Genomic DNA, 16,949 nt, shown 5'->3' with positions numbered 1-16,949 from the left:
ATTCCATGTTCGACATTTCGCTGCGCGCATCCCAGACTCTCCACTGTGGATGCAGAGTTGCTCGTTCTCGGAATCGTGATCGTCACTGCTTTAGCCTTTGACTTCACCAATGGGTTCCATGACACCGGAAATGCGATGGCCCCGTCCATCGCGACCGGCGCCTTGAAGCCGAAGACCGCCGTCGCGTTGTCGGCGGTGCTCAACTTGGTCGGAGCCTTCCTGTCGGTGGCCGTTGCCGCGACTGTGGCAAAGGGCATCGTCAACCTCGGCGCGGTCAATGGCACGGACCTCCTGTATGTGGTGTTCGCCGGTCTCGTCGGCGGCATCCTCTGGAACCTGTTGACCTGGCTGTTCGGCCTGCCGTCCAGCTCCTCGCATGCCCTCTTCGGCGGTCTGATCGGCGCGGCCCTGGCGTATATGGGCATGTCCGGCGTCGAGTGGAGCGGCGTGCTGTGGCGCGTCGTGCTCCCCGCCCTGATGGCGCCCGTGATCGCCGGCCTGGTATCGACTGTCGGCACCCGCCTGATTTACAAGTTGACGAGCTCCGTCCCCACGGAGAAGCGCGCCCGCGGCTTCCGCTGGGGCCAGATCGGCACCGCCTCCCTGATCTCCCTGGCGCACGGCACCAACGACGCGCAGAAGACGATGGGCGTGATCTTCCTGGCGCTCGTCGCGACGAACGAGATCGACCAAGACGACAAGATGCCATTCTGGGTCAAGGCCGCCTGCGCCATCGCGATCGCCGCTGGCACCTACTTCGGCGGCTGGCGCATCATCCGCACGATGGGCAAGGGCCTCGTCGAGATCGACTCCCCACAGGGCTTCGCCGCGGACTCCGCGTCCGCCGCGATCATCCTCACTTCCAGCCACCTGGGTCTGCCGCTGTCCACCACGCACGTCGCGACCGGCTCGATCATGGGCACCGGCCTCGGCCGCAAGGGCGCCGAGGTCCGCTGGTCCGTTGCGGGCCGCATGGCCATCGCCTGGGTCGTCACCCTCCCCGCCGCCGGCCTCATGGGCGCGCTCTGCTGGGCCCTGGCCCACTCGATCGGCGACTGGCAGGGCATCGTCGTGGTGTTCGCAATCCTTGTCGCCGCCGCTGGCTGGATGTGGACGCATTCCCGCAAGCAGGCTGTCACCGCCGACAACGTGACCGAGGAGTGGACCGCGGCCGAGAGCAAGGGCAAGAACAAGCCCAGGGCCGCCGCAGCCCCCTCGATCCCCGCATCCGCCGAGCCGGCCATGCTCGAGACCCCCACCGCCCCGAGCACTGAAGGAGCCGGTCGATGAACCTCATCGGCAGTACCGCCAATTCGCTGTGGCAGGTCATCGCCGTCGGGCTGCTGCTCGGCGCCGGACTGCCCGCCCTGTTCGCGATCGGCCTGCGCTCGATGTACGGCGGCGCGCTCGGCGTGGACGAGTATGGCGAGACCACCACGGCCAGGCCCACCGTCGCCCGCATGGCAGTCGCCTACTCGTGCTTCGCCGTGGTCGTCGGTGTCGTCGCCGCAGGCATCGTCCTGATCGTCGTCAACGGTGGCCACTAACCACCCATGCACCCACTCATCAGCACGGTCATCGGTTGGCTGCACAGCGGCTATCCCGAGGGCGTCCCGCCAAAGGACTACTTCCCGCTCCTCGCCGTCCTCCAGCGCAAGCTGACGGACCAGGAGATCCGCGAGGTCGTCGACGCGCTCATCGAGGACGTCGACACCCCGATCGAGGTCGCCGAGATCGAGGACACCATCATCCTGCTCACCCGCGAGATGCCGCTCGACGACGATGTCAAGCGCGTCACCGTACGACTCGCCGCGGGGGGCTGGCCGCTAGCCGAGCCGACGAGGGCAGAGCAGTGAGTTTTCCCCCCACATTCATTAGCTCCATCGTCGACTGGCTGCGCACCGGCTACCCAGAGGGCGTGCCGGAGCAGGACTACCAGCCGCTGCTGGCGCTGCTAGAGCGCCGACTCAGCCACGACGAGGTGGAGCAGATCACCGACCGGTTGATCAGCGACGGCGACCTGCCGATCGCCAAGGCCGACATCGCCGTGCTGATCACCAAGGTCACTAACGAGATGCCCGCCGAGCGAGACATCAATCGCGTCCGCGCGCACCTGGTCGAGGGCGGCTGGCCCATCGCGGAGGTCCAGCAGGACACCCGCAACCAGCGCGGATAGTTGGACCGCCAACTCCGCCTGCTGCCGGTGCCCTCCGGGGACGCCATCGCGGGACTCCTGCCGCGGCTCGCCGACGGCCTCGCCGGGAACGGCCCCGCGTGGCTCCCCGTCCCCGCGGATGATCCGCTGGAGACCGCCCGGCTGCGCGACGCGTTAGGTCCGGACTCCCCCATCGACCCCGATATCGCCCTGGTCGTCGCGACCTCCGGCACGACGGGCACCCCAAAGGGCGCGCAGCTCACTGGCGCGGCCCTGCTCGCCGGCGCGCATGCCACCCATCACCGCCTCGGTGGCCCCGGCTCCTGGTTGCTGCCCCTCGCAGCCCACCACATCGCCGGCATGCAGGTGCTGGTGCGCTCCATCGTCGCCGGCACGGAGCCCGTGATTCTCGACGTGTCCGCCGGATTCGACCCGCTGCTGCTACCGGCCGCCGTGGACCGCATGTCCGGCGCCCAGCGCCGCTACACCTCACTGGTGCCGACCCAGCTCGTGAAGGCACTCGACGCACCTGACGCCGTGGCCGCGTTGCGGGAGTTCGACGCCATCTTGCTCGGCGGCGCCGCCACCCCCGTGCCGCTGTTCGATCGCGCCACCGCCGCTGGCCTGCGCCTGATCCGTACCTACGGGATGAGCGAGACATGTGGGGGCTGCGTGTACGACGGCGTCCCACTCGACGGCGTCGACCTGCGACTGGACCCCGCGGACGGACGCATTCTCCTCGGCGGCGCAGTCCTGGCCAAGGGCTATCGGAACGCCCCGGGACACCCCGCCTTCGCGGAGCCCGGCTGGCTCCGCACCGATGATGCCGGGATCCTCGACGGCGGGGTCCTCACGGTCGTCGGCCGGCTCGACGAGGCCATCACCACCGGCGGGCTGACGGTGGTGCCACAGGTTGTCGAGACAGCGATGTCGCGGCTGCCCGAGGTTCGGGAGTGCGCAGTGTTCGCGCTGCCCGACGCCAAGCTCGGCCAGCGCGTCGTCGCGGCCGTCGTGCTCTCCCCCGGCTCCGAGCTCGACCTCGCGGGGCTGCGCGCGGGGCTCGCGGCAACGCTGCCCGCCACCGCCGCCCCGCGCGCGTTGTTCGTCGTGGACGCGCTGCCGCTGCGCGGGCCCGGCAAGGTGGACCGGCGCGCGCTGGCCGCGCGGTTCCGCCACTAGCTGGTCGGCAAGCGGTGCCGCTCCGTCGTTGATAGGCTGCCGCCGCGGGCACCTAGGGGACGGTGGCCCACTGCAACTAAGACCGGGGGCCACCACATGGGCATTTTCGCTGCGCTATTTCTGATCACGTTCGTGGTGGGCCTAGCGGTGCTCATCGGCACCGCGGTCTTCGGCGAGTTGGAGATCAGCGACGCGGACGGGCCTCTCGGCGGGCTGCTCAGCGTCACGTCCGCGTCCACCCTGCTCTTCGGCTGGGGCGCGTCGGGCCTGGTGCTCGCCGCGGCCAGCGACCTGCCGCATCCTATCGTCGCGCTGCTGGCCATCGCGCCCGCCGCCAGCCTGCTCTTCGTGTTTCGAGGGCTACTCCTGCCCTGGATGGCGCGCCAGCAGAGCAACTCTCACGCCAGCCGGACGGCCTATATCGGGCGCACCGGCCAGGTCCGGGTCGCGATCCCCGCCGATGGCTGGGGCGAGGTCACCTTCCTCGACGAGGACGGCGCGCTTACCGCCGCCAAGGCCGTCACCGCCGAGCCTGCGGGCATCACGATCGGCCAAGAGGTCTACATCGCCGACGTCGATGCCGACGTGGTGCACGTCGTCGCTATCACGCCCCTGTAACTTCCCAAACTTCCCGAACCGACTTACGAAGGGATCACCTTGTCCACCACCACGATTCTGATTGTGATCGCGGCGTTGATCGTAGTTCTCGTCGCCCTACCGGCGATCTATGTCGCAAACTACGTCAAGGTGCCGCCGAACCTAGTGGCCGTGTTCACTGGCCGCGGCAAGACCAAGGTGGTCCGCGGCGGGGCGCGGCTCAAGATCCCCGGCCTCGAGCGAGTGGACTTCATGTCCCTCGAGCCGTTCAACGTGAACATCAACCTGCTCAACGCGCTGTCCAACGACGGCGTCCCGGTCGATGTCGAGGCCGTGGGCCTGGTCCGCATCGGCTCCGCAGAGGAGGCCGTGCAGACGGCGGTCCAGCGCTTCCTGACCTCCGACCTGGACCAGCTGCGCGTGCAGATCAACGAGATCCTCTCCGGCTCGCTGCGTGGGATCACCGCCACCATGACTGTGGAGGACCTCAACTCCAACCGAGACACCCTGGCGCGCAACGTGATCGACGAGGCCGGTAGCGACCTCGCCCGCATCGGCATGGAAGTCGATGTCCTCAAGATCGCGGGCATCTCCGACAAGAACGGCTACCTCGAGTCACTTGGCCAGCGCCGCATCGCCGAGGTCAAGCGCGACGCCGAGATTGGCACCGCCGAGGCCGAGCGCGACTCGCAGATCCGCTCCGCCCTGGCCCGCCAGGAGGGCTCGATCGCCCAGGCCCGCGCCGACACCGAGATCGCGTCCGCCAACCAGAAGCGCGACGTCGAGCTGGCCCGGATGCGCGCGCAGACCGAGGCTGAGAACGCCGAGGCCGACCAGGCCGGCCCGCTGGCCGAGGCCACCGCGGAAAAGGCCGTCGGCATCGCCCGCGAGCAGGCCGAGGCCGCCCGCGTGGAGGCCCGAACCGAGGTCGAGCGCAAGCGCGCCGAGCAGTCCCAAGCGGCTCTGCAGGCCGATGTGATCGCGCCCGCCGAGGCCGAGCGCCAGGCCGCCATCGCCCGCGCCGAGGGCGCCCGCCAGTCCGCGATCCTGCACGCTGAGGCCGACGCCGCCGGTAAGCAACAGGCTGGTCTCGCCGAGGCCGACGCCCGCAAGGACGCCGCCGACGCACGCCGCGCGGAGCTCGAGGCAGAAGCCGACGGCCTGCGCGCCAAGCTCCAGGCCGAGGCCGTGGGCAAGCGCGAGGTCGGCGCCGCCGAGGCGGACGCCCGCAAAGCCGCCGCCGACGCGCTGCGCGCGGAGCTCGAGGCGGAGGCCGACGGCAAGATGCAGATAGCCGAGGCGTTCAACGCGTTCACCCCACAGGCCGCGCAGCTGCAGAACCTGCCGGCCGTGCTCGCCGCGCTGGTCGAGGCCACCTCGGCGGCGGCCAAGCCGATCGGGGACATCGACAGGATCTCCATCATCGGCGGCGCGGACGGTGCCAAGGGCTCGATCGGTTCCATCCTGGGGATCAGCCCCCAGGTCATCGCCGGCGTGATCGAGACCCTGGAGTCCTCGGGCGTCGACGTCACCGGGCTGCTCAACGGCCTCGGCACCCGCGCCGCGGCCGCACCGGCACCGCTCGACGGCCACGTCCATGACGGCCAGGCTCCCGCCGGCAGGTAACTCCACCCGCTCCACCTCCACTTGCGCGTGTCGTCCCCACGAGGGCCGGCACGCGCAAGTCGTCTCTGGGGCCGTGCGCGAAGGGTCCGTTCGCGCGCATGCACCCGCCTTGCAAGAGCAGCCGTCCCGGTGCAAGCAGTCTGCAAGCGGCTCTGGGCACAGTGGCCGTCATGAACAACACCACACCCGCCATCGAGGCGGAGAATCTGGTCAAGACCTTCGGCGACTTCCGCGCCGTCGACGGCATCAGCCTGACCGTGCCCGCCGGCTCCGTTTACGGGGTCCTCGGCCCCAACGGCGCTGGCAAGACCACCACCATCCGCATGCTCGCGACGCTGCTGCGCCCGGACTCGGGCTCTGCCCGCATCTTCGGCCACGACGTGGTCCGCGAGCCCACCCAGGTCCGCTCGCTGATCGGCGTCACCGGGCAGTACGCGTCGGTCGACGAGGACCTCAGCGCCACCGAGAACCTCATCATCTTCTCCCGTCTGCTGGGCCTGAGCCGGCGCGACGCGAAGCGCAAGGCCGCCGAGTTGCTTGACGAGTTCTCGCTCACCGAGGACGCCACCCGGCCGCTGAAGAATTTCTCCGGCGGCATGCGCCGGCGCCTGGACCTCGCGGCGAGCTTGATCTCGGCCCCGCCGCTGTTGTATTTGGACGAGCCGACCACGGGCCTGGACCCCCATGCTCGCGCTCAAATGTGGGAGACCATCCGACGGCTCGTCGACGACGGCTCCACTGTCCTGCTGACTACCCAGTACCTCGACGAGGCGGACCAGCTTGCGGACCGCATCGGCGTCATCGACAACGGCAAGCTCGTCGCGGACGGCACCGCCGACGAGCTCAAGGCGTCCGTCGGGCTTTCCTCCCTGCGGCTGGTCCTGGCCGATCCGTCGCAGTCCAACCTGGCGCGCGCGCTCCTTGGCTCCGCGTTGCAGACCGAGATCGGCGCCGCGGCCGAGTCCGGCAAGCTCACCGCGCCGATGACGGACCCCTCCAAGGCCCCCGAGCTGCTGATCCACTTGCGCGAGCACGGCATCGAGGTCAGCGAGCTCGCCCTGCAGAAGCCCAGCCTCGACGAGGTTTTTCTCGCCATCACCGGAACCCAGAATGACAGGAGCGCGGCATGACCACCACTGTCTTGACCCGGCCCACCAAATCCCCCACCGAATCCCCCGCCGCGAAGCGGGTCACGCTGGCGCAGACCCTCGCGCACACCCGCACCATGGCCTATCGCGGGCTGCTCAAGATCAAGCACAATCCCGAGCAGCTCGTCGACGTGGTGATCCAGCCAATCATCTTCACGCTGATGTTCACCTATATCTTCGGCGGCGCGATCTCCGGCGACATCGCCAGCTACCTGCCCGTCATCATCCCCGGCATCCTCGTGCAGACCGTCATCACCACCTCCATGGTCACCGGCACCCAGCTGCGCGAGGACATGGACAAGGGCGTGTTCGACCGCTTCAAGTCGCTGCCCATCTCGCGCATATCCCCGCTGTCGGGCGCGCTGCTGGCCGACGTCGTCCGCTACGGCATCGCGACCGTCATCACGGTGATCGTGGGCCTGTCCATGGGCTACCGCCCCGGCGGCGGCGGCGTGGTCGGCGTCATCGCCGCAGGACTGCTCGTGATCGCGTGCGCCTGGGCGATCAGCTGGATCTTCGCGTTCATGGGCGTGATGATGAACAAGGCCTCCGCGGTGCAGGGCACGTCGATGCTGATCCTGTTCCCGCTGACCTTCATGTCCAACGCGTTCGTCCCGGTGGAGACCATGCCGGGCTGGCTGCAGGGCTTCGTCAACGTCAACCCCGTCTCACACCTGGTCAGTGCCGTCCGCGAGCTTGCCAACAACGGGCACTTCGGGATGGACGTGGTGTGGGCGCTCGTGGGCGCCGCCGTCGTGGTGGCGGTGGTGGCACCGATCACCGTGCGGACCTACATGCGCAAGGCCTGACGGCACCGGTCCAGCTCCCGGCCCACCTCGGCCAGAGCCACCCTGCGGGGCAGTCCGGCGGCCCGCCTGAGCTCGGCGTCGACCACTTCGTCGCCGAGCGCCAGGCGGGCCGCCGCCATCCACCGCTCGTGCCGCAGCGCCGGGTAGTCCTGCCGGGAGCCCAACGCGACGGCCAGTCCGAGGGCTCGGGCCGCCCGGGCGGCGCCAGAGGCGATCTCCACAGCGGCCGTCGCCATCAGCATGGCGCCCATGATCGGCACGTCGACATATTGGCGCTGGGCCTCGGTGGCACCGTGTTCCGAGCCCAGCATCTCCCCCAGCATGTCTCTGGCCTCGCTGAGTCGGCCCGCGTCGACATGCGCGCAGACTGCGGCCGAGGTGATCAACACGGCATACGGCCCGACGAAGTTGCCGCCGTCCTCGTCCCGGCACAGCCCGACGGCCCGGCGGTAGCGCTCGAGCCCGCTGTCAACGAGTCCCTCCGCCAGATCGGCCTCGGCCAGCGCGCCGGTCACCGCCGCCTCGTACTCGGAGCCGCGCCGCTCGCCGGCTGCGGTGCCGGAGGGCAGCACCGCGGAGACCTCCAGCGCCGCAAGCGCTTCCGCCCGCCCCTCTCTCGGCCGTCCGGCGCCGACCAGAGCGGCTGCGGTCACCCCGCGGACCTGCGCGCTCTCCTCATAGGCCCGCAGCTCCCAGAGGATCGCCCCCGCCGATCGGTAGTGCCCGACGGACTCCTCGTAGTGCCCGACCTGGCTGCTGAGCTGGCCGAGCATCTGCGAGGCCATCCCCTCCGCCCACCTGTCGCCGCGCTGGCGGGCGAGATCCAATGCACGCTCCGTGTCCCGGCGGGCGGCCCGCCGGTTGCCCGCGTTCTCCTGCGAGTTCGCGCGCAGCACATGCGCCAGGCACCGCTCGGCAAGATCGGGCGAGCGGACGCCGCGGGCGAGTAGACGCCCCAACACGACACCGCCGGATCCGTTGCCGGACAACAAGACCTCGCCCAGCAGCCGCATCGACGGGCTGATCGTCGAAGTCGCGGCAGCGGCGTCGGCCCTCAGCACCCGGCGCACCACGCCCCGCGCCCGCATCGCGCCCCGCAGATCCTCGGAGACATACAGATAGCCCGCGACGATGATTTGGCTGGCGAGCACGAACGCCGGCTCCGCATCGGCGAAAGCTGTTGGCCGCCCACTGATCTCGAGAACGCGATGCGCCCAGGAACCTGCCTCGGAGTGCGCGCCGCGGACCGACCAGTACAGCCCCAGCACCGAGTACAGCGGCAGCGCCAACGCGGTCTGCCCGCCCTCCACGGTCCAGCGCAGCATGTCCAGCAGGTTTTCGTGCTCGCTCTCCGTCCGGGCCATCGCCGAGACCTGGTCGCCGCAGGTCAGCGCCTCGAATAACTCCGCGGCATGCCCCGCCGCCCACTGGGCGCGCAGCCGTGCGACCTCCGCGGCCTCAGCTGGCGACGCGGCCAGCCGCTCTTGTCCGTACTCCCGCACGGTCTCCAGCATGTGATACCTGATCCCCACTGGCGCTGGGCTTTCCGTCACCTCGAGCAGCGACTGGTTGACCAGGCCCTCCAGCGCCGCATCGACGTCCAGCGCGCCGGCCCCGCCCACCACCGCTGCCGCCGCGGACCGAGTAAAGCCGCCCGGGAATCCGGACAGCCTGCGCAGCGCGGCGCGCTCCGGCTCCGCCAGCAGGTCCCAACTCCAGTCGATCACCGCGTGCAGCGTGCGATGCCGGTCAGGGGAGGTCCGGTCGGTGCCCCGCAGCAGGGTGAAGCGGTCCGTCAGCCGTTCGTTGATCTGCTCCACGCTCATCGTGCGCACGCGCGCCGCCGCCAACTCGATGGCCAGGGGCAGGCCGTCGAGGGTGTGGCACAACTGCGCCACCGCCGCGGGGTCCAGCCGCACCGAGGGCCGCACCGCCGTGGCCCGCGCGATGAAGAGATCGGTTGCGGGAGAGCCACTTTCCTTGATCAGCAGCGGCGGAAGCGGGTAGGCCGCCTCCCCCGCGATCTGCAGCGGGGTACGGCTGGTCGTCAGCACCGTGAGCTCCGGGCACCACGCTATGAGCTCGGCGGCTAGGTCCGCGCAGTCCTCCACGACGTGCTCGCAGTTGTCCAGGATCAGCAGCGTCGGCCGCACCGCCAATGCCGAACGCAACACCGCCCGCGCATCCCGCCCGCGCCCGCGCAGGATGCTGTCCGGCGCGATCTCGACCTCGCTCAGGCCCAGCGCGGCGGTGACAGCGCCCGGCACATCCGCACCGCTGCGCACGCCGACCAGCTCGACGAGCGTGACCGCCCGGCCCGCGGCGGCCGCCAGGCCCAGCTCGTTCGCGATGCGCGTCTTGCCCATCCCGCCCGGCCCGAGGATCGTCACCACCCGAGAGCTGTCGAGCAGGTCCCCCAGCCGGGCGATATCCGCCTCGCGGCCCAGCAACGGGTTCGGCCCCGAGCGCAGCCCCGCGGGCCGGGGTGCGAGCTCGCCCCGCAGGATCTGCAGGTGCAGCCGCGCCAGCTCGTCCGAGGGGTCCACGCCCAGCCGCTCCGCCAGCCGCTCCCGCAGGGTGGCGAACAGCGCGATCGCCTCATTGCTCCGCCCCAGCGCACACAGGCAGCGCATCAGCTGGCCGTGCGCGTGCTCGTCGACGGGGTCCAGCTCGCACCGCTCCGCCAGGCTCGGCAGCGCCTCCGCGTATCGGCCGGCCGAGAGCCGCGCCTCGACGAGGAGGCCGTCGAGCCGCTGCCGTAAGCCCGCCACGACGGCGCGGAGCTGCGCCGCCAACTCGGCGTCCGCCAGATCTGCGCCGGCCTCGCCGCGCCATAGCCGGGCGGAGTCCTCCAACAGATCCAACGCCGCCTCATGCTTACCCGCGCGGTGCGCGGCCTCGGCCTGGACGACCTGGTCTTGCGCGGTGGCGAGGTCGACAGCGGCGCGTCCGAGGGCCAGCCGGTAGCCCGCGGGACCGGCCTCGATCGCACCCTCGGGCAGCACAGCCCGCAGGCGGGATATCTGCGTGTGTAGTGCATTCATCGGATCCCGCGGCGCAGTCTCGCCCCAGATGTCCTCGATCAGCCCCGCCGCACTTCGGAACCGGCCAGGGTCCAGCGCGAGCGCGGCGAGGACCGTCCGCGCCCGGCCGCCTGGAACCGGCGTCAGCACCCCATCCCGCCGCACAGAGACCGCACCGAGCAACCCCACCTGCGTCGACTCTCCCAATTGCATCACCACGATCCTGCCATCGTATTCGGCTACCCGCCCACGCTGGGCATTTACCGTCTGAGCACTGCTAGATTTGATGTTGGTTTTCAAGCTTCGGAGGAATCATGGCTAGCTCAGGATCAGCACTGCCGATCATCGACCTGTCAGACATCGACAACCCGGAGATGGTCGCCGCCCTGCGCGACGCCACCCACGAAGTCGGCTTCTTCTACCTCACCGGACACGGCATCGACCCGCAGCTGACGACGGACATCATCGCCGCGTCGCGGAAGTTCTTCGCCCTGGACGAGGCCGAGAAGAAGAGGATCGATATCGTCCGCAGCGCCCAATACCGCGGCTACACGCCGGTGGGCAACGAGCGGACCGAGGGCAAGATCGACTGGCGGGAGCAGATGGACTTCGGCGACGAGCGCGAGCTTCGGCCCCGCGAGTCCTGGAAGGGGCCCTGGGACGTGCTCGTCGGGCCGAACCAGTGGCCGACGGCCGTCCCGGAGCTGCGCGGGCTGGTCCTGGAGTACCAGGAGCGGGCCATCGAGGTCGGATTCACGCTGATGCGCGCCTGGGCCCGCTCACTGGGCCAGGACGAGGGCGTTTTCGACCCGTCCTTCTTCGACCGCCCGTCGACCCTGCTCAAGGTCGTCCGCTACCCGGGCCACGATCAGTCCGTCACCGCCCAGGGCGTGGGCAGTCACAACGACCCGGGCGTGCTGACCCTGCTGCACGTGGAGCAGGGCGGTGACGGCCTGCAGGTCGAGCGCGACGGCGGCTGGATCGACGTGAGCCCCATTCCCGGACACCTCATCGTCAACATCGGCGAGATGCTCGAGATCGCGACCAACGGCTACCTCAAGGCGACGATGCACCGGGTGTTGCCGCCCGCGCCCGGCACCGAGCGCTACTCGATGCCCTTCTTCTTCAACCCGTCCCGCGCCGCGTCGTTCCCCACACTGGAGCTGCCGCCTGAGCTGGCTGCCGAGGCGTGCGGAGTCACCGAGAATCCGGACAACCCGCTGCACGCGACCTATGGGCTCAACGAGCTCAAGGCCCGACTGCGCGCGCACCCGGACGTGACGGCCGCGCACCACCAGGACCTCATGGGCGTGGACCTGTCGACGCTGTGACGTGAGCGCCGAGGGACCCGGGGGAATACTGAGGGCGTCCGACGCGTAATTACTTGCGAGCGCAAATTATTCACATTGGACCTTCAGGAGGACCTCAATGGCCGAGGAATCGGGCTGCACGATGGCCGCCCCCGACCCCGCGAGCATGCGGACGTGGCGGGACCTGATGTTCTCGCACAGCGCCATCCTCGGCAAGATGGGCGACGACCTGCAGGAGGCCACTGGGCTGACTCTCGCGCAGTACGACGTGCTCCTGCGCCTGCACGAGGCCCCCGAGAACACGCTGCGAATCGGTGAGATCGCGAAGGGCGTACTGGTGACCACGAGCGGACTCACCCGCGTCGTCGATCGGCTGGAGCAGGGCGGGCTGGTCACCCGACTGCGGGTGGCGAGCGACCGACGAGGCGTGCGGGTGAGGCTTACCGAGAGCGGCGCGGCCACCCTGCGCGTCGCCTCCGACGTGCACGCGGACGGCATCCGCCGCTACTTCACGGAGCTGATCCGGCCCGACGAGGCCGAGGCGCTGGCGCGCTTCTTTGCTCGGCTCGACGCCGCGCACAGCAAGACACAGCCCGTCGCGCTCGAGATGCCAGCCTTCGCGGCAAGCCCCCGTTGACCAACGCGGCCCGCTCGTCAACGCCGTGCAACGCGCTCAAGGATCAACCGGATCATGCCGCTGGTGAGGTCAGGGTCGCGGACCTGCACATAGTGGTCACTGCCTGTTGCGAACACGTGGGGCGTGTTCGGCTCAAGCGTGACCAGAGCATCCTGCACCCGCGGCCACGCTTGTTCCAGGGTCTGGGTCAATGTGGCCGGAACCGTGGGTGAGACACCAAACGGTTCGGTCTTGCTGATCACGGCGGCAGGAACCTCCGGCAGCGGGCCGCCGTTCTGGATGGCGCTGATCGCCTCGTCCGCGTCAACCGTTTCCCAGTCAGGCTGATTGTCGAGCGCGGTCCCCGGCTTGTTGAGCGTCTCGGCGTAGTCGGGCCACTGGGCGTCGAACAGTTGCTTGATGTTCGGGCCGAATGCATCCACGAACACGAGCCCGGCCGTGGACGAGGGGCACGTCTGGGCGAACGAGCGCACGATCATGCCGCCGTACGAGTGCCCGACCAGCAGATACGGACCGGGAATTTGGGCCGCCGCCAACAGCTCATGCAGGTCGGAGACCATGCTGACCAGCGTGCGCGGCATCGCAACCGGGGTGCTCCGGGTCGTCAACGCGGGCGGATCGGTGTAGCGCACCGTGCCGGGCCGGTCGTACATGCACACGTGCGTGTACGTGGAGACCTCGGCGAAAACCGGTGCCGCCTCCGTGTCGCTGGAGGTCCAGGTATCCGATGAATCGTGGATGCCGGACTCCAGCAGCACTGTCGGCCCGCCTTCGCCCGCGCACTGCAGATAGAGCTCGCGGCCGTGGCCGATCGCGATCTGCCCCGCGTACGTTCCCGAGCGCGGGTTCTGCGATTCAGCGGCCTGCGTCGACGTCGCATTCGAGGCGTTCGCTGCTTCGCTCGTGATCACCACAGCGCTGGACACCGTCAGCCCGAGCGCGGCGAGCACCGCGATGACAATTATCGTTCGTGGCGCGTTCACTGGGACTCCCTTGCCGGGGCGGTTCCTGTACCCGACTCAGCGCGGCGAATTTCGAAATGCCAGCGCCCTCGGCAACCGTGGCACTGACTCGATGTGCGACGGCCGCCGGAGCGGCCTTCTCAGTCGGGTAGACGTCCTCGGAAACGATAGTAGCCCCTGGCTTCCACGCTGATATAGCGACAACCTCCGAAAATCAGAAGAATGACACCCTGGACAGGGACAATAGAACTTGCGACGGTTCAACAATCTCCGAAATAGGGAGCACCATCCTGGTGAGCAACTCTACAAGCCCGTACCTTCCGCTCCTGTCGTTCGTCGATCACGACAATGCCAACACAGGAGAATCGGTCGCCGCGCTGCGGCGGCCCGTCAACACCAGGTCGAGCAGATAGGTGCTGGTCCGCACCGACGACGCCGGCGGCACCCACGGGGTCATCGAATACCTCGACAATCGAAGACTCTCGCATCCCGTCTGCTCCACACTAAACACCACCCTCGCCGGGATGATCAAAATGATTCCGACAGGCAGCTGGATCCCGGCCTACAACTCCGACCGGATGCCACGAAAAGGGACTTGGGTCGCTGTGGGAGGCAAAGGGACTGTCCCGGCTAAAGACCCTGGTCGGCCTCGGCCATGCGCTCGGAACCACCGTCCCCGACCTGATCGACCACATTGTTGAGCGGACGGCTCAACAACTTCCGAGCACGCTAGCGCGCGACACCAGCACCGGATCGTTGCCGCCATGCACAGCATTGGACTGAGCCCACGCGGGGACGCGATCCCCTCCGATCGCTGCTACACATGGCCCTTTGCGGTTCAATATTGGCGTGATCGTCGTCCTCGCGGCGTCCCCGATGTGGACAATCGGCTCGCTCAACGTGAGGCAAGAAATCAGCGGTGTTCGCGGCGGTCACCTATCTGTCGTTCGGCGCGGTCATGGCCGTCGGGCAAGCGCTCTCCGGACATCTCGCGACGATGATCGCTATCGTCCTCACGCTGCCCCGGTTGCCGGCGCTGGTGACCAGCGCCCGGCGAACGCTGCGGTGGATCAATCGGATTGCCGGGCACACCGGGAGCCGTCCGCTGTGAACGAGCACGCGGCGATCACAGCCACCAGGTCTGCTCCACCCGCACCATCAGGTCGTAGTAGTACATGTTGGCGCGGGCGGCCACGAACGCGACCAGCGCCACGCTCAGCCCGAACTCCACAGACTGCGGGAGCGTGAGCTGCCAGGTGATCGCCGAGATCACCACTCCCAGCACGCAAAGGGTGATGGCCTTCTTCCACAGGCCCAGGATCAGCAGGTAGATGAAGCTGAAGAAGAACGCCGGGAAGTTGAAGGCCAGAATCCGACGCTGGTTCAGGCTCAGTTTGGCGAACTCGGCCCGCGTCTCCGGCGTGGTCTTCGTCAATCCGGGGACGCCGTGCTTGGCGAAGAAGCGGAACTTGAACTGCCACTTGTCGCTGACCTTGCCGACGCCTTCGAGCAGCAAGGGGTCGAGCTTGCGGTAGGTCACGCGTCTTGCCTCCGGATTCCTTCGGGTTCACATCGGGCGCTGGCTCCGACCGCTCCAGACTACCGACCCGATCCCGGCCGGATCTTGTTGTGCATGAAACAACCACCGGTTGCGCGCAAACAACTAGCCCCTGAAAGACTCGTGGGCATGGCCACCACCGCTGAATGGATCGAGGGCGCACGCCCCAAGACGCTGCCCAACGCAATCGCCCCCGTGCTCGTGGGCACCGGGGCCGCGGCGTCCATCGACGGGTTCGTCTGGTGGAAGGCGCTGTTGGCACTATTGGTCTCAGTCGCGCTGATCCTCGGCGTGAACTTCGCGAACGACTACTCCGACGGCATCCGCGGCACGGACGACGAGCGCGTCGGCCCGCTGCGGCTGACCGGCTCGGGCCTGGCGTCACCGAGCTCGGTGAAGTACGCGGCCGCGTCGTTCCTGGGCGTCGCCGCCGTCACTGGCCTGGCACTGTCGCTGGCCAGCGCCTGGTGGCTGATCCTCATCGGCGCGGTGTGCATCGTCGGCGCGTGGTTCTACACCGGCGGCAAGAACCCGTACGGCTACCTGGGCTTCGGCGAGATCGCGGTGTTCGTGTTCTTCGGCCTCGTCGCGGTGCTGGGCACCCAGTTTGTGCAGGCCGGGCGCGTGGAGTGGGCCGGGCTGGTTGGCGCGATCGCCGTCGGCTGCTTCTCCAGCGCGGTGCTGGTGACGAACAACCTGCGCGATATCGCGACGGACTCGGAAACCGGGAAGATCACCCTGGCGGTGCGGCTGGGCGATGCCCGCACTCGCCTGGCGTTCCTGGCCCTGCTCGTGCTCCCATTCGTCATGACGCTGGCGCTCGTCGTCCGCACGCCGTGGGCGCTGTTCGGGGTCCTCGCGCTGCCGCTCGCCGCCCGTGCCTACGCACCCGTCCGCTCTGGCGGGCTCGGGATGGCGTTGATCCCCGCGCTGCGCGACACCGGCCTGGCGATGCTGGTGTGGTCGATCGCGACGGGGCTCGCCCTGGGCCTGGGCTGACTACCGCCGGCCGTCGATTTTGTCCGGGATCAGCGCGGAGAGCACCATGTTGACGATGGCGATGACAATCGCGCCGCCGACCGCGGTCCAAAACCCGTCGACCTCCAGGCCCCAGCCGAGCTTCTGCGTGACCCAGGCGGCGAGCAGCAGCATCAGGGCGTTCACCACCAGGTAGAACAGCCCCAGCGTGAGGATCAGCAGTGGCAGCGAGAGCAGCGTCACGAGGGGCTTGACGTACATGTTGATCAGCGTGAACACCAGCGCCACCAGCAGGTAGATGCCGATGCTCGCCCACGTGCCATGATCGTTGGTGTCCACGGTGATGCCGCTAAGCCACGAGGCGGCCGCCCAGATCGCGACGGCGGTGGTGGCGACTCTGGCCAGAAATGGGATCATCCGCCCATCCTGCCACGCGCCGATCAGGCGGCATTGCCCATCGAGCCGATCAGCGCATCCCGCAGCTCCCGCGCGGAGATGTGCTCTGCGATCAGCCGCGCCGTCCGGGCCTCGCCGCCGCGCAGGATCCCGAGCAGCAGGTGCTCGGCGGTGATCGCGCGGTCCTTGCGCAGCACCGCCTCCCGCAGTGAGAGCTCCAGCGCCTTCTTCGCGTCCCGGCCGAACGACGGCCTCTTCGCCCGCCCCGTGTGCGACGGCTCCAGTGGCTCTCCCAGGTTCGCCCGCACTGCGTCGAGGTCGATGCCGATCGATCTGAGCGCCTCCGCGTCGGACTCCCCCAGCTCGATGTCCCGGCGGATGTCTGCGCGCACCGCCGCAGCGTCAAGTCCCACGCCCTCGAGGACCTCCCGGGCCGGCGTCGCGCCCGCGGTGAGGATCCCCAACAGCAGGTGTCGGGGGCCAACATCCGGACTGTGCGTCGCCGTCGCCTCCGCCATCGCAGTGGTGACCGTGTCGCGCGCGGCCTTCGTGAATTTCTCGAACATCACCG

The 16,949-nt window shown here is 69.0% G+C and carries 18 protein-coding genes; 13 read left to right on the top strand and 5 right to left on the bottom strand.

Annotated elements, in window-relative coordinates:
* Window positions 1–45 precede the first annotated feature (45 nt).
* The 9 genes from TBIF_RS12720 to TBIF_RS12680 all read left to right on the top strand — a co-directional run bounded on the left by TBIF_RS12720 (window position 46) and on the right by TBIF_RS12680 (window position 7,514).
* Window positions 46–1,290 carry an inorganic phosphate transporter gene (locus tag TBIF_RS12720; RefSeq protein WP_024795176.1) on the top strand — a complete coding sequence of 415 codons (1,245 nt, stop codon included), beginning with the start codon at window positions 46–48 and terminating at the stop codon, window positions 1,288–1,290.
* Complete coding sequence (locus TBIF_RS12715; RefSeq protein ID WP_024795175.1) at window positions 1,287–1,547, top strand: hypothetical protein; 261 nt, start codon at window positions 1,287–1,289, stop codon at window positions 1,545–1,547. The genes TBIF_RS12720 and TBIF_RS12715 overlap by 4 nt, the downstream gene beginning before the upstream one ends.
* Window positions 1,548–1,553: 6 nt before the next feature.
* Entirely contained in the window at window positions 1,554–1,856 is a 303-nt protein-coding gene (locus tag TBIF_RS12710) for a DUF3349 domain-containing protein (protein WP_024795174.1), read from the top strand.
* Window positions 1,853–2,176, top strand: a complete 324-nt coding sequence (locus TBIF_RS12705; RefSeq protein ID WP_024795173.1) for a DUF3349 domain-containing protein — start codon at window positions 1,853–1,855, stop codon at window positions 2,174–2,176. Before TBIF_RS12710 ends, TBIF_RS12705 begins: the two co-directional genes overlap by 4 nt.
* The gene (gene menE, locus TBIF_RS12700) at window positions 2,177–3,334 is read left to right on the top strand and encodes an o-succinylbenzoate--CoA ligase (protein WP_024795172.1); all 1,158 of its coding nucleotides are present in this window, start codon (window positions 2,177–2,179) and stop codon (window positions 3,332–3,334) included. It begins immediately after the preceding gene.
* A gap of 96 nt (window positions 3,335–3,430) precedes the next feature.
* The gene (locus TBIF_RS12695; protein WP_024795171.1) at window positions 3,431–3,952 is read left to right on the top strand and encodes a hypothetical protein; all 522 of its coding nucleotides are present in this window, start codon (window positions 3,431–3,433) and stop codon (window positions 3,950–3,952) included.
* Between the two features lie 39 nt (window positions 3,953–3,991).
* Window positions 3,992–5,557, top strand: a complete 1,566-nt coding sequence (locus tag TBIF_RS12690; protein ID WP_024795170.1) for a flotillin family protein — start codon at window positions 3,992–3,994, stop codon at window positions 5,555–5,557.
* A 170-nt stretch (window positions 5,558–5,727) separates the two neighbouring features.
* Window positions 5,728–6,687: a daunorubicin resistance protein DrrA family ABC transporter ATP-binding protein gene (locus tag TBIF_RS12685; RefSeq protein ID WP_024795169.1), complete on the top strand. Its 960-nt coding sequence runs from the start codon at window positions 5,728–5,730 to the stop codon at window positions 6,685–6,687.
* Window positions 6,684–7,514, top strand: a complete 831-nt coding sequence (locus TBIF_RS12680) for an ABC transporter permease (protein WP_024795168.1) — start codon at window positions 6,684–6,686, stop codon at window positions 7,512–7,514. Before TBIF_RS12685 ends, TBIF_RS12680 begins: the two co-directional genes overlap by 4 nt.
* Here the strand turns inward: TBIF_RS12680 and TBIF_RS12675 are convergent.
* A complete protein-coding gene (locus TBIF_RS12675; RefSeq protein ID WP_024795167.1) occupies window positions 7,496–10,750 on the bottom strand; it encodes an AfsR/SARP family transcriptional regulator in 3,255 nt (1,084 codons plus the stop codon). The two genes, TBIF_RS12680 and TBIF_RS12675, sit on opposite strands and share 19 nt — an antisense overlap.
* Before the next feature lie 101 nt (window positions 10,751–10,851).
* On the opposite strand from TBIF_RS12675, the gene TBIF_RS12670 reads away from it, so the two are divergent.
* Both TBIF_RS12670 and TBIF_RS12665 read left to right on the top strand, forming a co-directional pair.
* On the top strand, window positions 10,852–11,868 hold the full coding sequence (locus tag TBIF_RS12670; protein ID WP_024795166.1) for an isopenicillin N synthase family dioxygenase: 1,017 nt from the start codon (window positions 10,852–10,854) through the stop codon (window positions 11,866–11,868).
* 97 nt (window positions 11,869–11,965) lie between these two features.
* Window positions 11,966–12,484, top strand: a complete 519-nt coding sequence (locus tag TBIF_RS12665) for a MarR family winged helix-turn-helix transcriptional regulator (protein WP_051461513.1) — start codon at window positions 11,966–11,968, stop codon at window positions 12,482–12,484.
* A gap of 17 nt (window positions 12,485–12,501) precedes the next feature.
* On the opposite strand, the gene TBIF_RS24500 is transcribed toward TBIF_RS12665, so the two are convergent.
* A complete protein-coding gene (locus TBIF_RS24500) occupies window positions 12,502–13,434 on the bottom strand; it encodes an alpha/beta fold hydrolase (protein ID WP_024795164.1) in 933 nt (310 codons plus the stop codon).
* A 931-nt stretch (window positions 13,435–14,365) separates the two neighbouring features.
* Between TBIF_RS24500 and TBIF_RS12650 the strand changes: the two genes are divergently transcribed.
* Window positions 14,366–14,557 carry a hypothetical protein gene (locus TBIF_RS12650; RefSeq protein WP_024795163.1) on the top strand — a complete coding sequence of 64 codons (192 nt, stop codon included), beginning with the start codon at window positions 14,366–14,368 and terminating at the stop codon, window positions 14,555–14,557.
* Window positions 14,558–14,572: 15 nt separating this feature from the next.
* On the opposite strand, the gene TBIF_RS12645 is transcribed toward TBIF_RS12650, so the two are convergent.
* Window positions 14,573–14,986 (bottom strand): DUF2628 domain-containing protein, encoded by a 414-nt coding sequence (locus tag TBIF_RS12645; RefSeq protein WP_024795162.1) that lies wholly within the window; start codon window positions 14,984–14,986, stop codon window positions 14,573–14,575.
* A gap of 147 nt (window positions 14,987–15,133) precedes the next feature.
* On the opposite strand from TBIF_RS12645, the gene TBIF_RS12640 reads away from it, so the two are divergent.
* Entirely contained in the window at window positions 15,134–16,003 is an 870-nt protein-coding gene (locus TBIF_RS12640) for a 1,4-dihydroxy-2-naphthoate polyprenyltransferase (protein WP_024795161.1), read from the top strand.
* Here TBIF_RS12640 and TBIF_RS12635 read toward each other — a convergent pair whose 3' ends face one another.
* Both TBIF_RS12635 and TBIF_RS12630 read right to left on the bottom strand, forming a co-directional pair.
* Complete coding sequence (locus TBIF_RS12635) at window positions 16,004–16,396, bottom strand: phage holin family protein (protein WP_024795160.1); 393 nt, start codon at window positions 16,394–16,396, stop codon at window positions 16,004–16,006. It abuts the gene before it with no gap.
* 26 nt (window positions 16,397–16,422) lie between these two features.
* On the bottom strand, window positions 16,423–16,944 hold the full coding sequence (locus TBIF_RS12630) for a Clp protease N-terminal domain-containing protein (RefSeq protein WP_024795159.1): 522 nt from the start codon (window positions 16,942–16,944) through the stop codon (window positions 16,423–16,425).
* Between the last annotated feature and the right edge of the window lie 5 nt (window positions 16,945–16,949).

Source organism: Tomitella biformata AHU 1821 (assembly GCF_000524475.1).
In the GTDB taxonomy this organism is placed as follows: Bacteria; Actinomycetota; Actinomycetes; order Mycobacteriales; family Mycobacteriaceae; genus Tomitella; species Tomitella biformata.
This window is presented reverse-complemented; position numbering and strand designations above follow the sequence as displayed.

Excerpts from the sequence above, each read along its gene's own strand:
- TBIF_RS12715 (WP_024795175.1), top strand. The coding sequence starts at position 1,287 with ATGAACCTCATCGGCAGTACCGCCAATTCGCTGTGGCAGGTCATCGCC.
- TBIF_RS12710 (WP_024795174.1), top strand. The coding sequence starts at position 1,554 with ATGCACCCACTCATCAGCACGGTCATCGGTTGGCTGCACAGCGGCTAT.
- TBIF_RS12695 (WP_024795171.1), top strand. The coding sequence starts at position 3,431 with ATGGGCATTTTCGCTGCGCTATTTCTGATCACGTTCGTGGTGGGCCTA.
- TBIF_RS12685 (WP_024795169.1), top strand. The coding sequence starts at position 5,728 with ATGAACAACACCACACCCGCCATCGAGGCGGAGAATCTGGTCAAGACC.
- TBIF_RS12680 (WP_024795168.1), top strand. The coding sequence starts at position 6,684 with ATGACCACCACTGTCTTGACCCGGCCCACCAAATCCCCCACCGAATCC.
- TBIF_RS12675 (WP_024795167.1), bottom strand. The coding sequence starts at position 10,750 with ATGCAATTGGGAGAGTCGACGCAGGTGGGGTTGCTCGGTGCGGTCTCT.
- TBIF_RS12670 (WP_024795166.1), top strand. The coding sequence starts at position 10,852 with ATGGCTAGCTCAGGATCAGCACTGCCGATCATCGACCTGTCAGACATC.
- TBIF_RS12665 (WP_051461513.1), top strand. The coding sequence starts at position 11,966 with ATGGCCGAGGAATCGGGCTGCACGATGGCCGCCCCCGACCCCGCGAGC.
- TBIF_RS12640 (WP_024795161.1), top strand. The coding sequence starts at position 15,134 with ATGGCCACCACCGCTGAATGGATCGAGGGCGCACGCCCCAAGACGCTG.
- TBIF_RS12630 (WP_024795159.1), bottom strand. The coding sequence starts at position 16,944 with ATGTTCGAGAAATTCACGAAGGCCGCGCGCGACACGGTCACCACTGCG.